Below are 24340 nucleotides of genomic sequence, written 5' to 3'. Positions count from 1 at the left end.
AAGGTACTTTGGGTGTTGTTTTTTAATAATATTCACACATTGGTGTAATATTTTTAGTTTGTTAGTGAAAATATATTATATTTATAATAATAACTATTAAAACTAAAAACCATGAAATTTAAATTTAATCTGCTTTCTCTAATCATTATTTTAATAACATTTTCTAATTGTCAGAATGATAACCATAATTCAGATCTTCCGCACGATTCTTCTTTTTACATTGACTATAGAAGCTTGAAAGGATTACCAGATGGAATAGCTGTCATTGAGCTTGATCCTGAAGCCCCAAATTTTGGACATATTAGCAGCCAACTTGAATTAGGCATTGGGGTCCTGCCTCATCATCTTTATTATAATCAGAGTGCAAACAAATTATTTACCACTGCTTTAGGAGGGAGTTATCTCTACCAGATAAAAACGGAAAAAGACAAAAACGGACAGCCAAAATTAGTTAATGCAACACCTATTGATACAGGTGAGAATACGGTAGGAGAAAATTTGTTTTTTACCAATGATGGAAGATATTTTATGACTTTCATGGGAGGCGCAGGAGGGCCAAAAGATGGCAGTATAGGTGTTTTTAACGCAAATAACAACCAGCTTATCAAAACTATTAAAGCACCGATTCAAACCAATCCCAATCAATTTATTATGTATCCGCATGGTATTTCTGTTAATGAGGAAAAAGGAATAATGATGGTTACCTCAACCATTCACCCGGACCTTACTACTGGAATGGGAAACACCTGTACTTTATTAGATCTGAATACCTATGAATTAAAAGAGACCTATCTGGTAGCAGACTCACAAACGGATATGTCCAGTCCTGTCGAGGTTCTGTTGCTACGGGGGAAATTTCCACAATACGCCCTTGCAACAACAATGCTAGGTGGCGATATCTGGATTGCTCCATACAATGCTGCAACCAAAAAATATGATGCTTTTAGTAAAATATTTGACGGAAGCACACAAGGATTAGGCTGGGCACTCGAAATGTACATCGATGATAACAGCAAGCTTTATGTAAGTTTTGCAGATCCCGGAAAAGTTTTGGTCTTTGATATAAGTAATCTTCCTCAATTAAAGCTTTTAAAAACTCTTACCGCGGATAAAGGAGCACATCACATGGTTTTCTTTAAAACCAAAAAAGGAAAAGAAGTTGTAGCAGTACAAAATAACCTGTTGAACATTCCTAACTTAAATTCCGGCACCATCAGTGTCATTGAAATTGAGACAGGGAAAACATTAGGTACCGTCGATTTACGAACCAAATATGGAATACTACCTGAATCAATTGAAGGAACCAATGGTCCCAGCAGCTACATGCATCACTAAAACTTAAAATAATACGCCAGATCAGAAACTACCCAAAATAGCAGAAATTGTTTTGGGTAGTTTTTATTATATAGTTTTCAGTTATTTTAAATATAATTTCATTCTTTCTTCATACTCAGGCTTTAATTTTAAGAGCTTCAGAATTTTCTTGTCATCCGTGTAGGTAGTCCGGTAGAATATGATCTTATCAGCAGAATATTTGAAGTAGGGATGATCTTTCAGCCATTCTTCAGGGGCTTCTGTTAGAGTATATTTAGGAACATTTGAAATATCTAGCGGAGCAATAGAAATTAATTTTTGAACCAAATTTTTATCAATATTATAGGTGTCTAAAATTTGTTGCTTATTGACAAAACCTCTCAGTTTTTTTCTAAAGCCGATCATCGACCCGGCACTTTTTTCATCCAAACCAAATTCCAGCAACTGCTTGAATGTGATCCTATTTAAATCAATTTTTGAAAAATCAGTTTCCTGTTTTTGAAGGGTTGTATTTGTATTGAGTTTAATATAAGGACTTAGTTCCTGGAACTTTTCCGGAGAAATAACAAAACATTTCTTTATATCTTCAAGTGATTTGAAGGTTCCTCTAAGATTTCTTTCCCGGTAATTGATAATTGTATTCGCCTGTTTTTCAGAGAATCCTAAACCTTTCCACCCATCCAGATCTAAAGTATTAGGATCAAATGAATGATACTGAATAGTAGATTTTATGGCGTACTGATTACCGGACTTTCTAAAATTGTCTGGGGTTTTTACCGGAAGCAGTATATAGGGCTCAAGTTTGCTGTAATTTTCTGAAGAGATGATAAAACATTCTTTGAATTTTTCCTTGCTTACGAAACTTCCGCCCAAGTAATTCCTGTATTTTAAGATAGCTTCAGCCTGTTTTTCACTGAAACCCATTTTCATCCATTCCGAAGCAGAAAGACCATCCGGATTGAATTTTTTAGAAACGGAAATTTCTTTTTTGTCATTAGCTTTAAACTTTTCAAAGTGGCCTTTGCCATTTTCAGGAAGCAGAATGAAGGAATTCAGCTCCGTGAATTTTTCTTCAGAAATTGCATAGCATTTTTTGAGCTGGTCTTTTGATGTAAATTCTCCTCCTACAATTTTTTTGTAGTTAAGGATCGTAGAAACCTGCTTTTCAGAAAATCCTAAATGCATCCATTGTTTTGCATCCAGATCATTGGGATCAAAATCAGTAAGGTTGAGAGCGGCAGAACTTTCCGTAATAAATTTTACCTCAGGAAAATCTTCTTTTTCCCGGCTGGTATATTTCTGAAAAGCCAGCAGGACGATCAGCAGCATTCCCATGAATGCCAGTTTCTGGTAATAGTTTTTTCTCATCATAAAGTAAACTTATCAATAAAAACAAGCCGAAGCAATGATCAAGGTAGAAATGCTGTTATTTGTACGATAATTTAATTGTTAAGGTTATTAATTTAAACTTTAATAGTGTTTTTTGTAAAATAGTTTAAATAAGAATTTCACTATTTTTTCTAATTACTTAGTTTTCTCAAAATATAAACGATAAGATTGTGCAGTTTAAGATTTAATTTTAATTTTGTTTGATATCACTCTGAAGTGATATTGAAAGTTATTTTTTTTAACTTTAAAACACAAAATCTATGAGGAAAAAAAATATTCTCAGGTTGTTGCTTCTAACAGCCCTTATTTCTCTGCTATTGTCCTGCCACAGCGAAGAACTCCTTCCACAAGAAAGTCTTTCCGGATCAACCGAAAGTCTTAGCTCTGCCAAATTTGTTTCTCGAAGCTTATGGAAGGAAGATGAGGTATATATAGGGAAAGTAAAGCAAGTATTTCTGAAAATTGCCAATCTGGAGCATGTAAAAGCTCAGTATGGTGAACTGAACTGGAATTATGCCATGAGTTTTGGCAATTTTAACGAAACCTATGTTATAGTGCCCATCATTAAAAATAATAAGGTTGTATTTCTGATGGAAGCTATAAGAAAAGGCAATAGGTTGTTTCTTTATGAAAAAGATAACAAAGATCTTATAGAATTTTTTAATCTTGCTATCTATTCAAATGTAACTAAATATGATGAAGTGATTGAAGCAAAAAGAAATATGTCCTCTAAAGTGTCTGCTTTTGTGTGTACTACCAGATGGATAACAATAGGATGTTCTGATAATGAACCGAATTGTGTACCATATACAACATCCGTTACAAATTGTGAATTTCAGGGAGGAGGAGTTCCTCCAAAGACATTTGATCCTACAGGATTGGATGGCGGCGGAGGCGGCGGAGATGACGATGGGTATGAATATCCTGACCCTCCAGAAATGAATCCCTGCGATCAATCTTTGCCATCGATTAATAATGCTAATGATATTTTGAATAGCAGTGACGGGCAACAACAAATGGACAATGTTTTGAAAACAAAAATAGGTGATACAAAAGAATGGGTATTGGCTATTGGACAGAAACCTAATAATTACGGATATGAAGTAACACAAGCTGTGCAGGGAGGTACAAGTAATGGAAATGTTCCCAGTTCTCAGTTAACAAATCCCTATATTGGAGATGGGCATTCTCATGCTGGGACAAGAGGAAATCCTTCTGGTGGTGATTTGTATGATATGCTAGACGTTTTGAAAACTAATACTAACTTTACGGTACGTTTTGTGTATGGGAGTAACGCGGGCAGTCCCGAGATATATGCTTTAGTGGTAAATGATAGCAGTTTGGCAGACAGTTTTTTAACGCAGTTTCCAAAGGATACAAACTATAACCCGACAGATCATTCTATTTTGATAGGTAGTAAATTAGGTGATGCATTCTATGAAATGAAAACTTCTTATATGGAAAGCTTGACAACTAATACTTCGGGAGAACAATACGAAGCTCGTGCTGTTGCAATGGCGTATATTTTGGATAAATACAATGCAGGAATCAGTATTGCAAAAGTGGATGTGAATGGTAATTTAAAAAAAATCAACGCGTCTATAGAGAAAGAGACAACGTCTAACGGAACAATAAAAGAAATGGCAGTAGTGTCCCAATGTCCATAATTAATTTTAACTTTTAATATTTATTATTATGAAATCAATATTTCTAAAAATCATATTTTTTACAACTTTATTATTTATTCAAAATTGTAAAGCACAAGCATCAAATGAATATATTAATTTTTACAGTGAAATAGCTTCTAAACTAAATACTATTGTTCCAAATAAAACTCAATTTTATGGACAAAATTTCTCTAATTTTTCTAATGAATTATTAACCAAAAATATTAGTATTATTAGAATTGGTATTGATAGTAAAACCGATACATCACCAACTTACCATGTTCTAAGTTTAAATTTTTCAGATAGAAATATATCATTAGTAGCATCTGAAAATGAGTTTCAATATCCAAGAATCTGGATTACATTTGAAAATGAAATACCAACTCCTCAAATATTAAATATGCTAAAGCAATATAATGGAGAATGGAATGCCAGTTTTGCACAATTTTTTGCTAATATGAAGATTGAGAAAATAGTATTTTCTGGTATTAATGGGTATAATAATACGGATAGAAGTCTTAAATAATGAGAAATTAATATTTTTAATGAAAAAACAATAAACCTCTAAGAAATTTAGAGGTTTATTGTTTTACAATTTTGTAAATAGTTTATTCGGAATCTCTGTCCGCCAGCGAAGCCTTCAATTTCTGAAGCTCAGCTTTAATAAACTCAAGACGGTCAATGATGGTTACTGTTTCAGAAATTTTACTGTTGGTCGTCAGAGCAATCCTTGCTCCATCCAGTGTATAGCCCTTTTCCTTTACCAGATGGTAAATCATCTGCAGGTTCTTGATGTCTTCAGGAGTAAAGTAGCGGTTGCCTTTCTTGTTCTTTTTAGGCTTGATAATAGGGAATTCCTGCTCCCAATAACGTATTAATGAAGTATTTACATCAAAAGCTTTTGCCACTTCTCCAATGGAATAATACAGTTTGTCAGGTAAATTTATTTTCATTTTACGAATCCTAAAAGCCAAAGATAAAAATTTTTTAACCTCGTATGCAAATTATACAGGTTCTATTCCTGTCTTCCGGATCATATTAAAAATTTCCGCATAAATAATTGATGAAAGCCTGCCTGTTTATGAAGCTTGTATTTTTTCTCTTTTTGCAGTACTTTTATACAATAACTACGCTCAGCATATTATCAGTAATGAATTCTATCTCCGTTCTCCATATTGACCTTTTCCAATCCGGCAGAAATACGTCCGATTTTTACGTTAATACCATGAAAGAACACCTGGTAGTAGGGCATCGGCATATTGAAAAACCGCACCGGCATGATTTCTATGCTGCTGTTCTTTTTACCCGGGGACAAGGAGTTCATGAGATCGATTTTCAAAAATATGATGTCTCTGAGGGAAGCCTTTTTTTTCTTTCTCCCGGGCAGATCCACAGTTGGGAGCTTTCAGAAGATATTGACGGGTATATTTTCTTTTGTTCTCAGGAATTTTACGAAATGCATTATGTGAATCAGAAATTAAGAAACTTTCCGTTTTTCGGTTCCGTATCTTTTCCCAGGAAGCTGCAGCTGGATGCTGATGAGCTGATAAAAAACAAGATTTTATTTCAGGAACTGGGAATAGAGCATCAGTCCCAGAATCTTATGAAAGAAGGGTTGATCCTTTCATTAATGTCTCATATTTTCATTAATTCAGCCAGGCTGTTTTCAAAAGAAATTGAGAGTCTTTCTTCTTCCGCGAGCCTTTCTTATTTTAAACATTATCAGGATTTTGAAAACCTGATCGAGCAGTATTTTACAACTCAGAAATCTATATCTCATTATGCTTCGTTATTGGGGATTAGTCCAAAGCACCTGAACCGGATTGCACAGACCGTTGTTCAGAAAACAGCAACCGATGTTATCACTGAAAGAGTAGTGCTGGAAGCTAAAAGGATGCTGATGTACCTTGATGAAAGCCTTGTGGAAATAGCTTTCAGGCTTGGTTATGAAGAATATTCCTACTTTGTAAGAGTATTCCGGAAAAGTTCCGGAATGACTCCTACTCAGTTTATGAGAAAATACAAGGTTTAAAATTTAAAGGAGGGAAGAATGAAGCACGAAGATGGACATTAATAAATGTCTTCATATTAGCTTCACATGCTCTCCAGTCTGAAATATTATCTTTATTCTTTATTCTTGGTTCTTGTCTCTCCTTTACAACAAAAGTTTAAACGGTCCTTCAAACGTCGTCTCAAAAGAATCCAGCATTTCTCCTTTTTCATCAAAAACACCGATCACCATATTCTGTTTGGAAAACTTAATATCTTCTTCGGGAAAGGTAATATTGATATTTCCTTTCAGGATTTCGTCACCTTTCAGAATGATCTTTTCAGAACCGAAATAAGTGATCTCTGCATGAGCAGGAGTCATTACTTTAATCGTAAGAGTCTTCTTCTCATTGGATTTATTTAAAAGGGTATAAATAAAAGTATTCGTGATCTTGCCGTCTTTAATAAAGAATGTGGAACCAGCCGGCTTGATGAATTTAGCCTCCATAGATCCTCGGTCATACATTAAGAATCCCAGAAATCCGATCAGCAGGGCCAGAAATATCGTGGTTGCCTTCATTCTTGATGTAAACCTGAATGTTTCCCGGTTTTCAATTTCTGCTTCCGTAGCATAGCGGATCAGTCCTTTTGGAAGTCCTACCTTATCCATTACCTCATCACAGGCATCGATGCAGGCTGTACAGTTTACACATTCCAGTTGCTGGCCGTTTCTGATGTCGATACCTGTAGGACATACCACAACACACTGATGGCAGTCGATGCAGTCTCCTTTTCCTGTGGCTTTACGGTCTTCATTGTTTCTCCATTTCGAACGGTTTTCACCTCTTTTGAAATCATAGTACACATTAATGGTCTGCTTATCGATTAATACGCCCTGAAGCCTTCCGTATGGGCATACCAAAGTACAAACCTGCTCACGGAGCCAGGCGAAAACAAAGTAAAATGTCATCGTGAAAAATATCATCACAAGGAATTTTACGGAATGAGCCTCAGGCCCTTCCTGCATGATCCGGAATACTTGTTCGTATCCTACAATGTACATGAACATGAAATGAGCAATGACCAGAGAGATCAGTGCAAAAACGGACCATTTCAGTATTCTTTTTCTGATCTTTTCAGCATTCCATTCCTGTCTGTCCAGTTTCATCTGCTTATTTCTGTCACCTTCTATCAGATATTCAATCTTTCGGAATACCATTTCCATGAAAAGTGTCTGCGGGCATAGCCATCCACAGAATATTCGTCCGAAAACGACCGTAAAAAGCATTACGAAGATCACAGAGGTTACCGCTCCCAATGCAAGAATAAAGAAATCCTGCAGATAAAAAGGTTGTCCAAGGATAAAAAACTTCCTGTCGATCACATTGATCAGGAGAAAAGGATTGCCGTTGATTTTTACAAATGGCAGTCCGAAAAATATAGCCAGCATGAGATAACTTGCATAATTTCTGTAATTGGTATACTTTCCTTTTGGCTTCCGGGGAAATACCCATTTTCTTTTCCCCGTTTCATCCATGGTTCCTACCGAATTTCTAAACGTCTCATTTTCAAATTCTACAAATTTGTCGCTGCTTGATTCTGCACTCATTGCGGTACTTTTGTTAAGTTAAAAAGTATTAAGGTGATATTTTGAGGCTGGATCAAACTGTTTTTCAGTCAGTTTTTAAGAGGATAAAAATAGTGTTGATCCTACCATAGCAAAGGTCCGGATAAAACTATTTTTTAACTAATACCATCTGCTTCAAAAATAGGACAATTGAGACATTTTTATTTCAAATTTTATTATATCAAAATGAGTAAATGTATTGGGATGTTATGACTGATATTGTAACTTGCAGTCTTTAAATAAATGAAGAATGAAAAAGATAGGTTACATAAGTGTAATTGGTTTGGTTTTCGCATTGGTAAACTGTCAATCAGTAAATTATAACAAAATGTTTTATGAAGGTGTGCAGCCGGAGAAGATTTCGGATCAGTTCAGTTTTACAGAAGGACCGTCTTCGGATCAACATGGGAATGTTTATTTCACTGACCAGCCCAACGACAAAATCTATTACTGGGACTGGAAAACAAATAAGATCATAGAGTTTTTAGGAAAAACAGGGAGAGCAAACGGCACTCACTTCGATAAAGACGGAAACCTCATCACCTGTTCCGATGATCAGGGTGAAATCTGGAAAATTTCAAAAGATAAAAAAGTAGAGGTGCTCCTGAAAGGTTTTCAGGGGAGAAGGCTGAATGGACCTAATGATATCTGGAATGATTCAGCCGGAGGAATGTATTTTACAGATCCTTTATATGAAAGAGATTACTGGGTCGATTTTAAACAGGAAATTCCTCATAAGAGCCTTTATTACAGATCCAAAGAAGGAAAAACAGTTAAGCTTGATACTTTTGTGCAGCCCAACGGAATTGTAGGAAGTGAAATGTTTAATAAGCTTTATGTTTCAGATATTGATGCGGGGAAAACCTACGTTTATGATATTCTGGGCGAAGGAAAACTATCTGAAAAAAAGCTCTTTTGTGAAATGGGCTCAGACGGTATGACGCTGGATAAACACGGAAACCTTTATTTAACAGGAAAAGGGGTCCATATTTTCAGCCGTCACGGGAAAAAGCTTTATCATATTCCTATCGAGGAAGACTGGACGTCTAATGTAACTTTTGGAGGAGAGAACAATGATGTCCTCTTCATTACGGCCTCAAAATCTGTCTACAAGCTTCCAACTAAAGTAAAGGGAGTGAAATAATGTCATTGCGAGAAGCGTAGCGACGAAGCAATCTCTAATCATATGTATTAAATCTGTGTGATTAATAGGAGCTTTTAAAGAAAGATTCAATACAATAATAATTCTTAAATTTTTGTAATCTTTTTTGAGATTGCTTCACATTCGGTTCAAAATGACAGCGTAAAAAAATAAGAGAAGCCCACAACGGGCTTCTCTTAATATTCTTAAAAGCTTAATACTGACTTAATGGTTCAAATTAATAAGCAACCTCCATTTTCACTTTCTTGCCCTTCAGCTTTTCGTTACTTAATTTCTTTAAAACAGCAACTGTTTTATTTCTTGCAACTGCTACATAAGAAGTTGTGTCTTTCACTTCAATAATGCCGATATCTTCTTTCTGCAGTTCACCTTTTTTAATAAGGTATCCTACAATATCCACTTTATTCACTTTATCTTTTTTTCCGGCACTGATATAAATGGTCTGGAAAGGAGTTTTTTCCGGAACTTTATTAAAACCGGTTACACTCTCTTCCGGTGTATTGCTTTTAATGAACGGGAAATTTTCATCTTCAGTCATGATCAGGTAAGCAAAACCTTTGGCATTCATTCTTGCCGTACGGCCGTTTCGGTGGATGAAAGCATCTTCTTTCGGAGGAAGCTGGTAATGAACAATAGATTCCACTTCAGGAACATCAAGACCACGGGAGGCCAGGTCTGTAGTGATTAAAATTCTTGCTGAATCATTCCTGAATTTCAAAAGGGCACGTTCTCTTTCATCCTGCTCCATACCGCCATGGAACGTTTCTCTGTCAATTCCTTTTTCCCTTAAAAGTTCAGAAATACGGTCTACAGCTTCACGGTGATTGCAGAAAATCAGTGTTCTTTTGTTTCCGATCTTGCATATTAAATTAAAAAGGGTATCCAGTTTTTCTTCAGAAATAGTCATTACTTTTCGCAACTGGATATCCGGTTTTACTTCGCTTAATTTTAGAAAATCAATGACCTTTTCATTTTTTAACCCTGTAAACGTTGGAATTTCATCCATTGCCGTTGCTGAGGTTAGAATTCTTTGTGAAAGGCCCTTAAGTGAACTGGAAATATATTCCATATCTTCATGAAAGCCTAATTCCAAAGCTTTATCAAACTCATCCAGAACCAAAGTCTTGATTGTTTTAGGGTCAAAATTATTGTTCCTTAAGTGATAAGTAATCCTTCCCGGAGTTCCGATGAGAACTGCGGGAGCTTCAATTAAATTATTGACTTCAATTTTTTTATCGTGGCCGCCATAACAAACCGAAACCTTAAAATCTGTTCCCATCGATTTGAAAACCTGTTCAATCTGCAATGCCAGTTCTCTTGCCGGAACTAAAATCAATGCCTGAATTCCTGAAATATCTTTTTTAAGATTTCTAAGGACCGGAAATAAAAAAGCAAGTGTTTTTCCTGAGCCTGTGGGAGAGAGCAAAACAACATCCGTATTGTTTTCCGTAGTTTTATAGGTAGATTTCTGCATCTGATTCATATCCTGAATCTGCAGCTTTTGATAAATTGAGTCTAATTCCATTTTGCAAAGATAATGAATTTAGAGGGCAAGTTTTGAGTTGGGAAGTTTGAGGGTTTTAGAGGGGATCGTTTTTGAGTTACGAGGTGCGGAATTCAAGTTTTAGAGTTGAGGGGTTTGGATTACAGGGAATCAAATAATATTCTTAATCTCAGTCTAAACCTTTATCTCAACCTTAGTCTGAAATCTCATGTCTAGTATCTTGGCTCTTGGTTCTTGGTTCTTGGTTCTTGACTCTACCTAGGCAACCTGCCCAGCATCTCTTTCCCCCTTAATAAAGTCACAGGATAAGCTTCATCAGAATTAGCTATGGCTTTCTCATAAAACTCTTTTGCCATACTTTTATTTCCTTGAATAAAATTAATAAAACCTGACATTTCGTACATGAAATTACGGAGTTTGAGATCTTTTTCTTCTTTGTCTGACAGATATTTTAAAAGTTTTCCTGCGGAAGTGAGCCTGGTGTCTTTGTATGGTTTGATATCATATCCATTAGGTTTGCTGAACCAATAATCCCACATGGCGCCATTATTGTGCTCGTTCCAGGAATATTTAATCAGCTGTAGGGCCACTTCCAGTAGAGCAGGATCCAGGTTTTTATTTTTCGGATCTGCTTTCTCGCTTTCTGCAATATACCGGTCGATAGTGATTTCTATACCTTTATCCTGCATTTCCTGGAAAATAGATTCTTTGAGATATAAAGGATGATTCTTAGAAAAGTTTTCGTAGGCGAATGAAATAGGAAAATGATCGGCAAGATTTTCTATGTGGTAACCTTTTTTCAGTTCAGATTTTAAATCAATTTTATAGACAGTATTGTAATCATGAAAAAGATAGACATAGATAAGTCCTTTTTTAAGATCGCAGATGGTAGAATACAAAGTGTTCAATTCTCCTTCCTGATGGGTTTTATCCAAAATATTCTTCAGGAAATCAATATTGTTTTCCTTAGAACCGGAAAGCATTTCGTTGGCGATGTCAGGTCTTCTGCATGACAGCTTTCCATTAATCATATTACAGTTTGAATTCACCTGAAAATCACTATTCTTTTCTATGATGCCTCCGGGAGTGATCACGATAGAATTTCCTTCTTTATCGGCTAATAAAGCTTTAGCGGATATTGCATAATCATATTTCTTCAGGATGACCATGGCCTCTTTTACCGTTTTACATTTCCCTAATATCTCCCACATCAGATCGCCTTTATAAGGATTTTTCAGGTTTAATTTACTCAGATCATAGTTAGCAGCTGCAAAATCATAGAACAGGCCATATTCGTTCATCGCTGCAGCTGCCTGCATATCCGGAGCTCCAAAGCTGACGGACCCATAGCGGTCCTTGGTAGCAGGATTATACCAGATCCTAGTAAAAGGAGTGACATCATCTTCATTAGCGGCTGCAAATGTTTCTCCTCCTCTTGAGCAGGAAAAAATAGTACATGCTTTTACCGTATTAATATTATATAAAAGTAAGCTGAAAACCAGAAGAAATATTTTTTGCATGACTTTTTTCTTTGTTAATGACTTAGATGTATATAGGGTTCCCTATTAAAACACTTCAGGAAATGAATGTGTTACATTAAGCATATGATTCTACTTGATTTCTAATAAGAAAGGGAGCAAAATCCGTTGTTAGTATAAAATAAATTTCATATCTTTGCACCCACTTTTTGTGTGAAAGGTTTGAAAGGTAAATTATTAAAAATTAATTACTTCCGTATTTTTTAGATCCACATTTATTCAGACCATTAAAAAAGAAGGAATACAAATTTTATTAGAAAATGTCAAAAGAGACAAATTCAGCAGAGGTTTTATTAAACCAAAACGTAGCACCGGAACAATTTGATTGGGATTCTTTCGAATCAGGTCTTGATGCAGACGCAAGAAAAGAAAAGAGCGATTTAGAAGAAATCTACAACGGATCTCTTAGCAGTTTAAATGATAACGACGTTATCACTGGTAAAGTTGTAAGATTAACTGATAAAGAAGCTATCGTTGACATCGACTTCAAATCTGAAGGTGTTATTTCTCTTAATGAATTCCGTTACAACCCAGGCCTTAAAGTAGGTGATGATGTTGAAGTAATGGTAGACAGAAGAGAAGACAAAACTGGACAATTACAGTTATCTCACAGAAAAGCAAGAACGCTTAAAGCTTGGGATAGAGTAAACGAACTTCATGAAACTGGAGAAATCGTTAACGGTTTTGTTAAGTCTAGAACTAAAGGAGGTATGATCGTTGACGTACACGGAATCGAAGCATTCTTACCAGGTTCTCAGATTGATGTTAAGCCAATTAAAGATTACGATCAGTTCGTAGGTAAAACTATGGAATTCAAAGTTGTGAAAATCAATCCTGAGTTCAAAAACGTAGTTGTATCTCACAAAGCATTGATCGAAGCAGATATCGAAGGTCAGAAAAAAGAAATCATCGCTCAGCTTGAAAAAGGTCAGGTTCTTGAAGGTACTGTTAAGAATATTACTTCTTACGGTGTATTCATCGACTTAGGAGGTGTTGATGGATTGATCCACATTACAGACCTTTCTTGGTCTAGAGTGAACCACCCATCTGAAATCCTTGAGGACGGACAGACTGTAAAAGTTGTTATCCTTGATTTCGATGACGAGAAAACAAGAATCCAGTTAGGTATGAAGCAATTAGAAGCTCATCCTTGGGATGCTCTTTCTGCTGATATGAAAGTTGGTGACAGAGTAAAAGGAAAAGTAGTAGTTCTTGCTGACTATGGTGCATTCGTAGAGATCGCTCCAGGGGTAGAAGGATTAATCCACGTTTCTGAAATGTCTTGGTCTACTCACTTAAGATCTGCAGGAGACTTCGTGAAGGTAGGTGATGAAGTAGAAGCTGAAGTATTAACATTAGACAGAGAAGAAAGAAAAATTTCTCTTGGTATCAAGCAGTTATCTAAAGATCCATGGGAAAATATCGAAGCTAAGTATCCGGTAGGATCTCAGCATGTAGGAACTGTAAGAAACTTCACTAACTTTGGTGTATTCGTAGAGTTAGAAGAAGGTATCGACGGATTGATCTACATCTCTGATCTTTCTTGGACTAAGAAAATCAAGCACCCATCTGAATTCTGTGCAGTTGGTGATAAATTAGATGTAGTAGTTCTAGAACTTGATATCCAAGCTAGAAGATTATCTCTAGGTCACAAACAACTTCAAGAAAACCCTTGGGATAAATTCGAAACTAAATATGCTGAAGGTACTATCCACGCTGGTAAAGCTGTAGAAGTTCACGATAAAGGAGCTTCTGTACAGTTTGAAGACGTAGAAGTAGAAGCTTTCTGCCCATCAAGATTATTAGAGAAAGAAGATGGATCTAAAATCAAGAAAGGTGAAGATGCTCAGTTCAAAGTAATCGAATTCAACAAAGAGTTCAAAAGAGTAGTAGTATCTCATACTGGTATCTTTAGAGATGAAGAGAAGAAAAACGTAAGAGAGTCTTCTAACAATAGATCTAATAATACATCTTCTTCAAACAATGAAGAAAGATCAACTCTTGGAGATATCGATGCATTAGCAGAATTGAAAAGAAAAATGGAAGAAGGTAAATAATCTTTAACTCCATTGATCATATGAAGCCGCTCATTTGAGCGGCTTTTTTGTTTAACCTGGTCAACGGAACCTATATGGTGAAAGTTATAAAGGCCTTGGTTTCGAAGCAGCTTCCAAAGTAATTGTTAAGAAATAAATATTTACATTCATTAACTATAAGGATCGCCGCAAGCTCTGCTTGCGGCGATTTTATTTATCTATCATATTGATGCCTCCGATATTTCAATTATTATATTGTAACTTTGCAGGCTGTTAAAAAAATTATGAAGAAGAAAAATATACTTAAGGGAGTTTTGTTCGTAGGAATTGGGGCTAGTATATACGGAATGCTGGCTACATTTGTGAAAATGGCTTATCATGATGGCTATACCACGTCAGAAGTCACTACTTCCCAGTTCTTGCTGGGACTGATTGGACTTTTAATCCTGAATTTTATACAAACTATTACATCAAAACAGAAGCTTTCATCACCGAATTCCAAAGAACTGAAGATGCTGATGATTGCAGGAACATCTTTGGGGTGTACAAGTTTATTCTATTATATTGCAGTTCAGTATATTAATGTTTCCATAGCGATTGTATTGCTCATGCAGTCGGTTTGGTTCAGTGTTGTTGTGGAAAGTATAATAGCAAAGAAATTACCCAATGCCAGAAAAGTAGTTTCTGTGATTATTGTTCTGGTCGGTACTATATTGGCTACAAATCTGATTAATATGGATATTGAGCTCGATTGGCATGGAATCTTCTGGGGATTAATGGCAGCAGCTTCCTATACAATGACTATGTTTACATCCAATACGCTGGCTACACATCTTCCTGTATTCAGAAAAAGTATTATTATGCTTTGTGGAGGGGCGGTAGTAGTCATTGCATTCCTGTTTTTTGCCCAGATAGGACCTATGTATTTCGGTGGGTTAAGATCATTATATCTCAATTTCACGGAAAATACAGAACATATTCACTCGTTCAATTATTCAATATTCTGGACGTATGGATTTGTACTTGCTTTATTTGGAACTATTATTCCGCCTATTTTATTCAACATTGGTTTCCCGAATGCCGGACTTGGCTTAGGAAGCATTGTTTCATCACTTGAGCTGCCGGTTTCAGTGACCATGGCTTTTGTTTTACTGGGTGAAAAAGTATTACTGATACAGTGGGTGGGGATTGTCCTTATCCTTTTTGCGATTGTACTGATGAATCTTCCTGCAAAAAAAGAACTGAAAGGAGTAGAAGTAGCTTAAAAAAATAATCATAAATAATATTAAAAACCGTTTCTTTTGAAGCGGTTTTTTTAATTTTAAAACTTCAAATAAAGTTTCTTATGAAATATTTCAGAAAGGTAATGGCATTTATCATGCTGTCTGCAGTGCCAACTTTCCTATTTTCGCAGATAAAACCCTTGGATGCGATGCTGTCGGAGTATCAATATCCTTACGAGGTTCATTTTATAGATCTAAAGTCCCAGAATAATAATCTTAAAATGGCTTACATGGACGTACAGCCACAGAAACCTAATGGGAAAACAATCATGCTTCTCCATGGAAAGAATTTTAACGGAGCTTATTGGGAAAAGACAGCAAAAGATCTTTCTGATAAAGGATTCAGGGTCATTATTCCGGACCAGATTGGATTCGGAAAATCATCTAAGCCTCAAAGCTACCAGTTTTCTTTTTCACAGCTGGCCGAAAATACCAAAGCTATATTAGATAAGCTGGGAATTGATAAAACCATAGTGCTGGGACATTCCATGGGAGGAATGGTTGCAGTAAGATTCACACTGCTTTATCCTGAAAAAGTTCAGAAGCTGATCCTGGAAAACCCTATAGGGCTGGAAGATTATAAAACTTTTGCTGCTTACCAAACCATAGATCAGGCCTATCAGTCCGAGCTTAAAAATACGGCTGAAACCTACAAAGCTTACCAGCTAAAATTTTATTATGATAATAAATGGAAAGATGAATATCAGCCATGGCTTGATCTTATTGCCGGCTGGACCCTTCACAAAGATTATCCGCAAGTCGCATGGGATGCTGCGCTGACTTCCGATATGATCTACAATCAGCCTGTCTGCTATGAGTTTAAAAATATCAAAACACCTACACTGCTTATTATCGGAACGAGAGACAGAACGGCAATAGGAAAGGACAGAGCTCCTAAAGACCTTCAACCTAAAATGGGACAGTACCAGGAACTAGGCAAAAAGACACAACAGGAAATTTCCGGATCAAAATTAATTGAGCTCGAAAATGTAGGCCACCTTCCTCATATAGAAGTGTACCCAAAATTTATTAGTGCTTTGTATGAGTTTATTAAGTGAGGTTGAGGTAAAGGATAAGGCAGAAGCGATTAATATTAAGTTGTGCTTTATTGATTATTAGGTAACTTATAATTGACATAGGAAGCTGTAGCGTTAAAAAAATTACAACTTAATCCGTTAAAAAATTCCCACTGGTCTGAGTGCGGACGAAATATTGAACCTGAACAACAATGTTAAAACCCGCGCGAGTTTGGGAATTTTAGGAATGAGTTTTAATTTTTAGCGAAAGATTCCAGTCTTGAACTTTTGGTTCATTTTGTTTCAAGACAAAAGAACTAATTGAACAATAATTTTTTTATAATTAAAATTATAAAAAGGCTTTCAAAGTTCCGCGATTATAGCAAAATAAAAAGAGACTATCTGGATTAGATAGTCTCTTTTTGTATGTATTGTTGTCTGAATTACTTTTTCTTGTAAGCAGCATCCTTGATTCTAGCTTTTTTACCTCTAAGGTCTCTGAAGTAATAAATTCTAGATCTTCTAACTCTACCTCTTCTGTCAACTTCAATTTTCTGAAGTGCAGGCATATTGATAGGGAATACTCTTTCTACACCTACATCACCACTCATTTTTCTGATTGTGAATGTTTTTGTAGCGCCAGTACCTCTCAATTGGATAACGGTACCTTTGAAGAACTGAGTTCTTGTCTTTTGTCCTTCTTTAATTTCGTAATACACAGTAATTGTGTCTCCTGCTTTGAATTCAGGGAAATCTTTTTTAGTAATGTACTGGTCTTGTACGTACTTTAATAAATCCATTATTAATAAAATAAAATGTTAAAGCTAAGCAACTTACACGTTCTTCGTCAGAGGTTGAATAACAGGTCGCAAAGATACAAAATACTTTTTGATTCCACCAAATAATTAATGTACTAAAAACTATAATTTTTTCATTGCGGATTTGCCATAAAGTTAACGGTTCCTTTAAGTTCCCAACAGCTACAGTTTATATAGGAAGTCTACTTTTGCCCGAAATTAAAAGAATCAGATCATTACTTTTTAATGGCCTGATTTACAAATTGAAATAAATCTATACCAAAATAAACTATCTATGAAACACTATTTCTTCTTTTTCTGTTTTGCCGTCCAGATGGCATTCGGACAGACGCTGTTTCCTTATCTCCAGAACCCGACGCCGAATTCGATGATCGTCAACTGGAAAACAGCCTCCAATAACGAAACAACCGTGATCTACGGAACATCTCCTGCCAGTCTGAATGTGACGGTTACCGGAACAACCAACATTTTTTCCGATACAGGGTATAATAACAACTATTATTACCACACTGCAAAGATTGCCGGACTGCAGCCCAACACCAAATACTATTATAAAATAAAGACCGGGACCACCGAATCTGCAGTTTATAACTTCAGAACGCTTCCTCTTCCCGGACAAGCTGCCACTGCAGACGGTAAAATTCGTTTCCTGATTATGGGAGACAATCAGATTAAAGCGGAACCAAGATATGATAGCCTTACCCTTAACGCCTTCAAGAGATTAAAGCAGAAATTCGGAGCCAATTCCGATCCTTCTGATAATATTGCGCTTACCTTTATGGTAGGAGACCAGGTAGATGTGGGAACATTGGACCATTATGAGAATGTCCATTTTAAAAAGAACATCAAATTATCGCCGTATCTTCCTATTCAGACCACGGTAGGAAACCATGAGACGTACGGAACGCTTGGGATGAATTCTTATTACGCGCATTTTTATATTGATGAAATTAAATACAAAAATATTTCATCAGGAAACGAAAATTATTATGCCCAGCAAGCCGGAAACGTTCTGTTTATAAGTTTAAGTTCGGAACATACAGGTACCGCACAACAGACATGGCTTTCCCAGATCCTGAATGAAGCAAACGGTGATCCTACGGTGGACTGGATCATTTCTTTAAGTCACAGACCTTATCAGGCTGAACAGTATGTAGGAGATATTTCTACATGGGTAAGAAATAATGCAGTACCATTGTTGACGACTTCCAATAAATATTTAATGCACGTTGGAGCCCATCATCATTTATATCACAGAGGCCAATTGAAGGATACCCCTAATTACCAGATCATTTCCGGAGGAACGGCATGGGATCAGTATTGGGGAATGTCCAATGAGCAGGATTTTGACGATGTACAGAAAACACTGACCGACTGGACGTACCAGATCGTGGAAGTAGATGTACAGACCGGAAAAGTAGATATTGAATGTTACTCCATAGGAGGAGTTTATAATAGAAAATACAATGAGATTGTGGATACTTTCCACAGGTATAAAAATCAGCCGAAACCTTCAAAACCGTCTGTTACCAATACTTTTTCTGCACCGGTAACGCTGCCTTTGACTTTGGATGGAAGTGCTTTTGCGTCATCTAACGGAGAATTACTGAATACCACACAGTTTCTAATCAGTAAGGCATCTAATTTTTCAGTGATTGAAAAAGAATTTTACCGTGATTATGAAAACTGGTTCGGAAAAGACGGAAACGGAACACCGGACAGAACAAAAAACTTAAATGCCGGGGTTGATATTACAAAAGCAACCATTCCTGCCAACTCTATTTCCAACGGAATGTATTATGTAAAAGTCCGTTACAGGGACAGAAACCTGGAATGGAGCGACTGGAGTGATGTGAAGCAGTTTGAGGTATCCGGAAGTGTGGTTTCCAATCCTACCTTTACATTAGACAAAACCGAATATACGCAAAGTGAACCTATCACGGCCACTTATACCGGAGGACCTGGAAACCAGCAGGACTGGGTGGGAATTTATAAAAAAGGACAAACTCCGGCAACAACTACTTCTCAGAGTTTCCTTTATACGAACGGACAGACGGCAGGAACCACTGTTTTCCCTAATGGAATTGCCAATAAAGGTCAGTATTTTGCAGGCTTCTTTGCCAATGGAGGATATACTGAAATCACAGGCAGAAAAAGCTTTTACGTAGGACCGAAAGTACAGCTTCAGACAACTGCAGATACTTATCCTGTAGGAGGAACGGTGGTCATCAATTACAGCAACGGACCGAATCTGGTAAAAGACTGGATCGGGATTTATAAGATGGGACAGACACCGGGAACGAATCCGTCTATCAAATGGAGCTATGTGTCAACACCTTCAGGAACATTGAATTTTACAGGTCTTCCGAAAGGATATTATTACGCTCAGTATCTGCTTGAAGACGGGTATACAGGAATCGGAGATAAGGTATTCTTTAAAGTAGGGGATATTGTTACAGAGTTATGGATTAATAAACCGGTATATACATTAGGTGAAAATATTACCGCTTCTTGGACAGATTCTCCGGGAATTATCAAAGACTGGCTGGGAATTTATCCTCAGAGTGTTCAGACTCCGGATGATAATTTTGTTTCTTATACTTATTTCGATGGAGTTACCCAGGGAACAAAAACCATTCAGGGAACAGCGCTTCCTACAACACCCGGGAATTACTATATGGTGATGTTTACGAATGACTCTTATACAGAGGTTTCCAACAGAAAACAATTCCAGGTAACCTCCGGAACACTGGGAACCGACGAGGTGAAAAGCACGGAGAAAAATGTAGTGATATATCCGAACCCAACGAAACCGGGCGAACCTACATTCATCAAGAGTGATTATCCTATAGAGAAAATTGAGCTGTTATCTGCAGCAGGACAGCTGTTGTATGAATCCAAAAACATCAACAACCAACGTTTCTCTCTGGTGAATGAAAATCTTCCGAAAGGGGTATACTTCGTGAAAGTGCATACCAGAAAATTATTTACTTTAAAACTGGTTATACAGTAATATTCTATCAATATATTGGGAAAAGCAGGAAAATTATTTCCTGCTTTTTCTATTTAATACAAACAGGAACAGTAAAATACAAATAACAATGATCATATCTTTTACTTTTTAATGGGAGATTAAGTTCATTAAAGCTCCTAAAATCATGATCGAAATACCGAACGTAATCATTCCCAATACATAGGAAACAAGTGCTTTAAAATAACTGGCCACCTTGCCCTTATCGAAAAACTGTCCTACAGACCATGAAAAATAGACAAACACGATCACTGCAGCAATCTGCATGAGATGATATTTCGTAAGTCCTTCAACAATGGCAAAAACAGAAAACATCAGCATTTCCATCCCAAGAATGAAACATAGCAGGATTAATATTTCAAAAAAATTGTAATCATATTTTCTGAAAAATATTTTTAACCAAAAAGCAATAAATGCACCCATGATGATATTGGAATATCCATAATGACTTTGAACCCAATTATTAATGGCATTGAGCTTCGAATCTCCTGCACCATCAATTTTTATATAGCTTTCTTCGATATGGAAAAAATGATTGATGAGGGTGTAAATTAACGATGTAACAATAATAAATATCACCGGTTTAACAAGCCGGCTTCTGTTTTCACTGATAAAATTCCTGATGTTTTCTCCGGGTCTTATTAACAGTTCCCGTATGGTATACAAAATACCTCTGTCAAAATGCAAAACGTGTTCAATTTCATGGAGGATGTAATGTCCGTCTATTCTTTTCGGCCTTAAATTTTGTTTACAGTTTGAGCAAAATTCTTCATTCATAGCAGTTAAAGTTTTAAATGCAAAAAAAGATAAATAATTTTATATATACTTTACACTCTAGTTTAGTTTTTAGCCCTTTTAGCATTCAAATACTTTCTAATCTACAATCATCATTCTTGGCATTAAAAAAATTCCGCAGATTCCACAGATTCCGCAAATTTTTTATCTACACATACACTTACTTTGTCAATTCAACTGAGTTGATTCCATCTTTGCCACCCTTAAACCTCCGGCATAATTAATCTTCCTTTGCGTCAAAAAAATACAGAGACAAGAGTTTAAATTTTTCGCAAAAAAAATCGGCCATTACTAATAGCCGATTTTTTATTAAAATTAGAAAATATTTTAAAAATCATACAGAAGATCATCTTCCTGAATGGTTGTACTCAAAACGTTATAAATATCCTGATCCTCAACCTCTGCAAGGATTTTTGAATCCTGGACGAGCTTTCCTTCGGGATTATAAACCTTTAACAGGATCCACTTTCCGCTGCGCTCCATTTCCTTTAATCCGGCTTCCGTTTTATATTTAATTTTTCCACTCTGAAGCACCCCGTCTTTTACAACAGCTTTGTTGCCTGCTTTTCCCTTTACATACTGTACAATCTGGGCAGTGAAACCTTCAGCTTCTTCCAAAGATTGTGTATAAGTATACATTAAGCCGCCTTTATCATCATAAACCGTAGCATCATATCCGTTCTGCTTTGCATTCAGTTTTTTCTCATATTTTATCTTTTCATCTTCCCTGAAAGACTTCGAAAGAACCAGAACACCATCTTTATACTGCTGCTCATTAAGTTCTTCATACAAAGTACCGCTGTACGGCATATCATCTTTATAGGTTAAAGTGCCCTTCAGCCTTCCGTCCGGATGATAATATTTGATCTCCTGCACCATATCATCCTTTAGGATTTTTTCAGAGGATAATTTTCCATTCTCATCAAAAGATGTAGTAAGAATAATCGAACCGTTTTTATAAACATCAATGGCAGAAAACCCGGTAAGTTCATAATTAAACTGATAATCCTCACCATCCTGAGGCTTGTAGTAATCAGATTCTTTATCGTAAGCAAAGGTTAGATTTCCTATTTTCTTACCATTTTCATCATAAGTAGTTTTATAGCCGTCTTTTTTATTTTTTTTCTCTTCCTGCAGGATCTTTCCGTTTTTGGAATATATAATGCCTTCTTTTACAGTTCCATCGCTTTTATATTTCTCAATTTTGGATACCCTCATTGGATTATAGTAGTATTCTACCATTACATTATCATCAGAGCTGCCGGTATTATTTGTTCCGATTTGCTTTCCCTTGTCACCGTAATACTTAGTTTCGTATTTTCCGTCACTGTCAGCAGTTATCTCATACCGGATTCCTTTGATATCTTCATCATAAACAACGGTTTTAAAACGGTCAGAACTTTCATAAGTCGTAATGCTGTTATAGAAAAGTGCATTCTCCGGATCTTTATAAGTATAAACTTTTCCTTTAAACGTACCGTCTTCCTTATAAACCAGATCGTCCAAAGGTCTTCCTTTCTCATCAAATGTCTGGGACGGTCCTGTCTGTTTTCCCCCTGAATATGTTCCTGTATTTAATACTTTGCCTTCTGGGGTATACCAGGTCACTTTGCCCTCATAAACCTCGCTGCCCGGTGTGGCATCCGAAGCAAGGCCTTCCATCTGAAGCTTTCCGTTTTTATAAAAATCTTTAATTAAAATAAGCTTTCCTTTATTCTCTGTTTCCCGGTAAAATTCCATTTTATCCTGAGTTGTTTTTTCCCAGTTTTCGTCAAAATAGATTTTCTCCTGTGCAGCTGTACTGATGCTGAGAAACAAAGCAAGAATAGCTGACGTAAATAATTTTTTCATGTTTTTATTAAAGTTTTAAAATGATGTTTTTTGTTATTGAAATAGATCTTAAGAGTTGAAGTACTCTTAATAATCTGAAATACAGAATAGAGAAGTCTGCTGCAGAAAAATCCATATAATGTATTTAACGAATTTATTTCATAATATCAATTGATGACAATGAATGATATCTTCTATTGTCGGTTTTACCGTGTCAAATATAAATCAATTTGCTGAGAAATAAAGAAAATTTAAAGCATAAAACCTCCGTGAAATCACAGAAATTTTCTTTCATCTGCTTCGCAATCTTCTCTTAAAAACAGAATAGATTTCGTCTTTAGGATATATGATAAAATTTATTAAATTTAACGGACAGAAAATCTAGTATTTCATGATAGATAAAAGAGTAAAAAATGCGAAAGAAGCCATCAGCGGAATTGAAGATGGGATGACCCTGATGTTGGGCGGATTTGGTCTTTGCGGAATCCCTGAAAACTCCATAAATGCTTTGGTAGAGAGTGATGTAAAGGACTTGACCTGTATTTCAAACAATGCCGGTGTGGATGATTTCGGATTAGGATTGCTGCTGCACAAAAGACAGATCACAAAAATGATTTCTTCTTATGTAGGAGAAAATGCAGAGTTCGAAAGACAGATGCTTTCAGGAGAACTGGAGGTTGAGCTTACGCCTCAGGGAACTTTGGCAGAAAAATGCAGAGCGGCCCAGGCCGGAATTCCTGCTTTTTATACACCGGCAGGCTACGGAACGGAGATCGCGGAAGGTAAAGAAGTAAAAGATTTCGATGGCAAGCCTCACATCCTGGAACACGCATACAAAGCAGATTATTCCATTGTAAAAGCTTGGAAAGGAGATCATGTAGGAAACCTGATCTTTAAAGGTTCAGCAAGGAATTTCAACCATCCTATGGCAGGTGCAGCAAAAATTACTATCGCAGAAGTAGAAGAGCTGGTAGAACCGGGAACATTAGATCCCAACGAGATCCATATTCCGGGGATCATGATCCAGAGAATTTTCCAGGGTGAAAAGTTTGAAAAGAGAATAGAGCAGAGAACAGTTCGAACAAAAGAATAAATATTCTAAACCACAAAAGTCATAAAAGTTAAATTAAATCAGAAGTTCATAAGATGAAAGCCTAAGAGTTTTCTAAAAAACTTAAGTGTTAAAAAACTTTTGTGATTAAATATTATATAAAACAAAGCGCTGAAAATATTTTCAGCGCTTTGTTTTATATGAATGAGTCAATGAACTTGCAACTATTTTTGAGACAAAATTTATATACTTCTTTATGCTGCCTTTTTAGATTGATTAGACATTAAATT

Annotated in this window: 18 protein-coding genes; 10 read left to right on the top strand and 8 right to left on the bottom strand. The window is 36.2% G+C overall.

Annotated elements, in window-relative coordinates; genetic code table 11:
* The first annotated feature begins 111 nt into the window (after positions 1-111).
* Positions 112-1335: a hypothetical protein gene (locus tag V6R96_RS19725; RefSeq protein WP_336379994.1), complete on the top strand. Its 1224-nt coding sequence runs from the start codon at positions 112-114 to the stop codon at positions 1333-1335.
* An 81-nt stretch (positions 1336-1416) separates the two neighbouring features.
* On the opposite strand, the gene V6R96_RS19720 is transcribed toward V6R96_RS19725, so the two are convergent.
* Positions 1417-2685, bottom strand: coding sequence for a hypothetical protein (locus V6R96_RS19720; RefSeq protein WP_336379993.1), 1269 nt, complete (start codon positions 2683-2685; stop codon positions 1417-1419).
* 302 nt (positions 2686-2987) lie between these two features.
* Here V6R96_RS19720 and V6R96_RS19715 point away from each other — a divergent pair, with 302 nt between their 5' ends.
* Complete coding sequence (locus V6R96_RS19715) at positions 2988-4370, top strand: hypothetical protein (RefSeq protein ID WP_336379992.1); 1383 nt, start codon at positions 2988-2990, stop codon at positions 4368-4370.
* A gap of 28 nt (positions 4371-4398) precedes the next feature.
* Positions 4399-4896: a hypothetical protein gene (locus V6R96_RS19710; RefSeq protein WP_336379991.1), complete on the top strand. Its 498-nt coding sequence runs from the start codon at positions 4399-4401 to the stop codon at positions 4894-4896.
* 82 nt (positions 4897-4978) lie between these two features.
* On the opposite strand, the gene V6R96_RS19705 is transcribed toward V6R96_RS19710, so the two are convergent.
* Positions 4979-5323 (bottom strand): MerR family transcriptional regulator, encoded by a 345-nt coding sequence (locus V6R96_RS19705; RefSeq protein ID WP_034704939.1) that lies wholly within the window; start codon positions 5321-5323, stop codon positions 4979-4981.
* A 197-nt stretch (positions 5324-5520) separates the two neighbouring features.
* On the opposite strand from V6R96_RS19705, the gene V6R96_RS19700 reads away from it, so the two are divergent.
* Entirely contained in the window at positions 5521-6402 is an 882-nt protein-coding gene (locus V6R96_RS19700; RefSeq protein WP_336379990.1) for a helix-turn-helix transcriptional regulator, read from the top strand.
* 123 nt (positions 6403-6525) lie between these two features.
* On the opposite strand, the gene ccoG is transcribed toward V6R96_RS19700, so the two are convergent.
* Complete coding sequence (gene ccoG, locus V6R96_RS19695; RefSeq protein ID WP_336379989.1) at positions 6526-7968, bottom strand: cytochrome c oxidase accessory protein CcoG; 1443 nt, start codon at positions 7966-7968, stop codon at positions 6526-6528.
* 268 nt (positions 7969-8236) lie between these two features.
* Here ccoG and V6R96_RS19690 point away from each other — a divergent pair, with 268 nt between their 5' ends.
* On the top strand, positions 8237-9130 hold the full coding sequence (locus V6R96_RS19690; RefSeq protein WP_336379988.1) for an SMP-30/gluconolactonase/LRE family protein: 894 nt from the start codon (positions 8237-8239) through the stop codon (positions 9128-9130).
* Between the two features lie 235 nt (positions 9131-9365).
* Here V6R96_RS19690 and V6R96_RS19685 read toward each other — a convergent pair whose 3' ends face one another.
* A complete protein-coding gene (locus tag V6R96_RS19685; protein ID WP_336379987.1) occupies positions 9366-10673 on the bottom strand; it encodes a DEAD/DEAH box helicase in 1308 nt (435 codons plus the stop codon).
* A 233-nt stretch (positions 10674-10906) separates the two neighbouring features.
* Positions 10907-12172 carry a hypothetical protein gene (locus V6R96_RS19680; RefSeq protein WP_336379986.1) on the bottom strand — a complete coding sequence of 422 codons (1266 nt, stop codon included), beginning with the start codon at positions 12170-12172 and terminating at the stop codon, positions 10907-10909.
* Positions 12173-12450: 278 nt separating this feature from the next.
* Here V6R96_RS19680 and rpsA point away from each other — a divergent pair, with 278 nt between their 5' ends.
* The 3 genes from rpsA to V6R96_RS19665 all read left to right on the top strand — a co-directional run bounded on the left by rpsA (position 12451) and on the right by V6R96_RS19665 (position 16567).
* Positions 12451-14247, top strand: coding sequence for a 30S ribosomal protein S1 (gene rpsA / locus V6R96_RS19675; RefSeq protein ID WP_111960397.1), 1797 nt, complete (start codon positions 12451-12453; stop codon positions 14245-14247).
* 263 nt (positions 14248-14510) lie between these two features.
* Positions 14511-15491: a DMT family transporter gene (locus V6R96_RS19670; RefSeq protein WP_111960401.1), complete on the top strand. Its 981-nt coding sequence runs from the start codon at positions 14511-14513 to the stop codon at positions 15489-15491.
* A gap of 80 nt (positions 15492-15571) precedes the next feature.
* Positions 15572-16567, top strand: a complete 996-nt coding sequence (locus V6R96_RS19665; protein ID WP_336379985.1) for an alpha/beta hydrolase — start codon at positions 15572-15574, stop codon at positions 16565-16567.
* 401 nt (positions 16568-16968) lie between these two features.
* On the opposite strand, the gene rplS is transcribed toward V6R96_RS19665, so the two are convergent.
* Complete coding sequence (rplS, locus tag V6R96_RS19660; RefSeq protein ID WP_034704964.1) at positions 16969-17325, bottom strand: 50S ribosomal protein L19; 357 nt, start codon at positions 17323-17325, stop codon at positions 16969-16971.
* Between the two features lie 292 nt (positions 17326-17617).
* Here rplS and V6R96_RS19655 point away from each other — a divergent pair, with 292 nt between their 5' ends.
* Positions 17618-20356, top strand: a complete 2739-nt coding sequence (locus tag V6R96_RS19655; protein ID WP_336379984.1) for a fibronectin type III domain-containing protein — start codon at positions 17618-17620, stop codon at positions 20354-20356.
* Between the two features lie 108 nt (positions 20357-20464).
* Here V6R96_RS19655 and V6R96_RS19650 read toward each other — a convergent pair whose 3' ends face one another.
* Together V6R96_RS19650 and V6R96_RS19645 are read right to left on the bottom strand one after the other, a co-directional pair.
* Positions 20465-21151 (bottom strand): DUF3667 domain-containing protein, encoded by a 687-nt coding sequence (locus V6R96_RS19650; RefSeq protein WP_111960407.1) that lies wholly within the window; start codon positions 21149-21151, stop codon positions 20465-20467.
* A gap of 345 nt (positions 21152-21496) precedes the next feature.
* Positions 21497-23020, bottom strand: a complete 1524-nt coding sequence (locus tag V6R96_RS19645; RefSeq protein WP_336379983.1) for a membrane-binding protein — start codon at positions 23018-23020, stop codon at positions 21497-21499.
* Between the two features lie 370 nt (positions 23021-23390).
* Between V6R96_RS19645 and V6R96_RS19640 the strand changes: the two genes are divergently transcribed.
* Positions 23391-24092 (top strand): CoA transferase subunit A, encoded by a 702-nt coding sequence (locus V6R96_RS19640; protein WP_336379982.1) that lies wholly within the window; start codon positions 23391-23393, stop codon positions 24090-24092.
* Positions 24093-24340: the final 248 nt, after the last annotated feature.

The organism is Chryseobacterium sp. CCNWLW53 (genome assembly GCF_037083525.1).
Lineage (GTDB): Bacteria > Bacteroidota > Bacteroidia > Flavobacteriales > Weeksellaceae > Chryseobacterium > Chryseobacterium lathyri.
The sequence above is the reverse complement of the archived record's forward strand: the minus strand, read 5'-3'. Positions and strand labels throughout refer to the sequence as shown.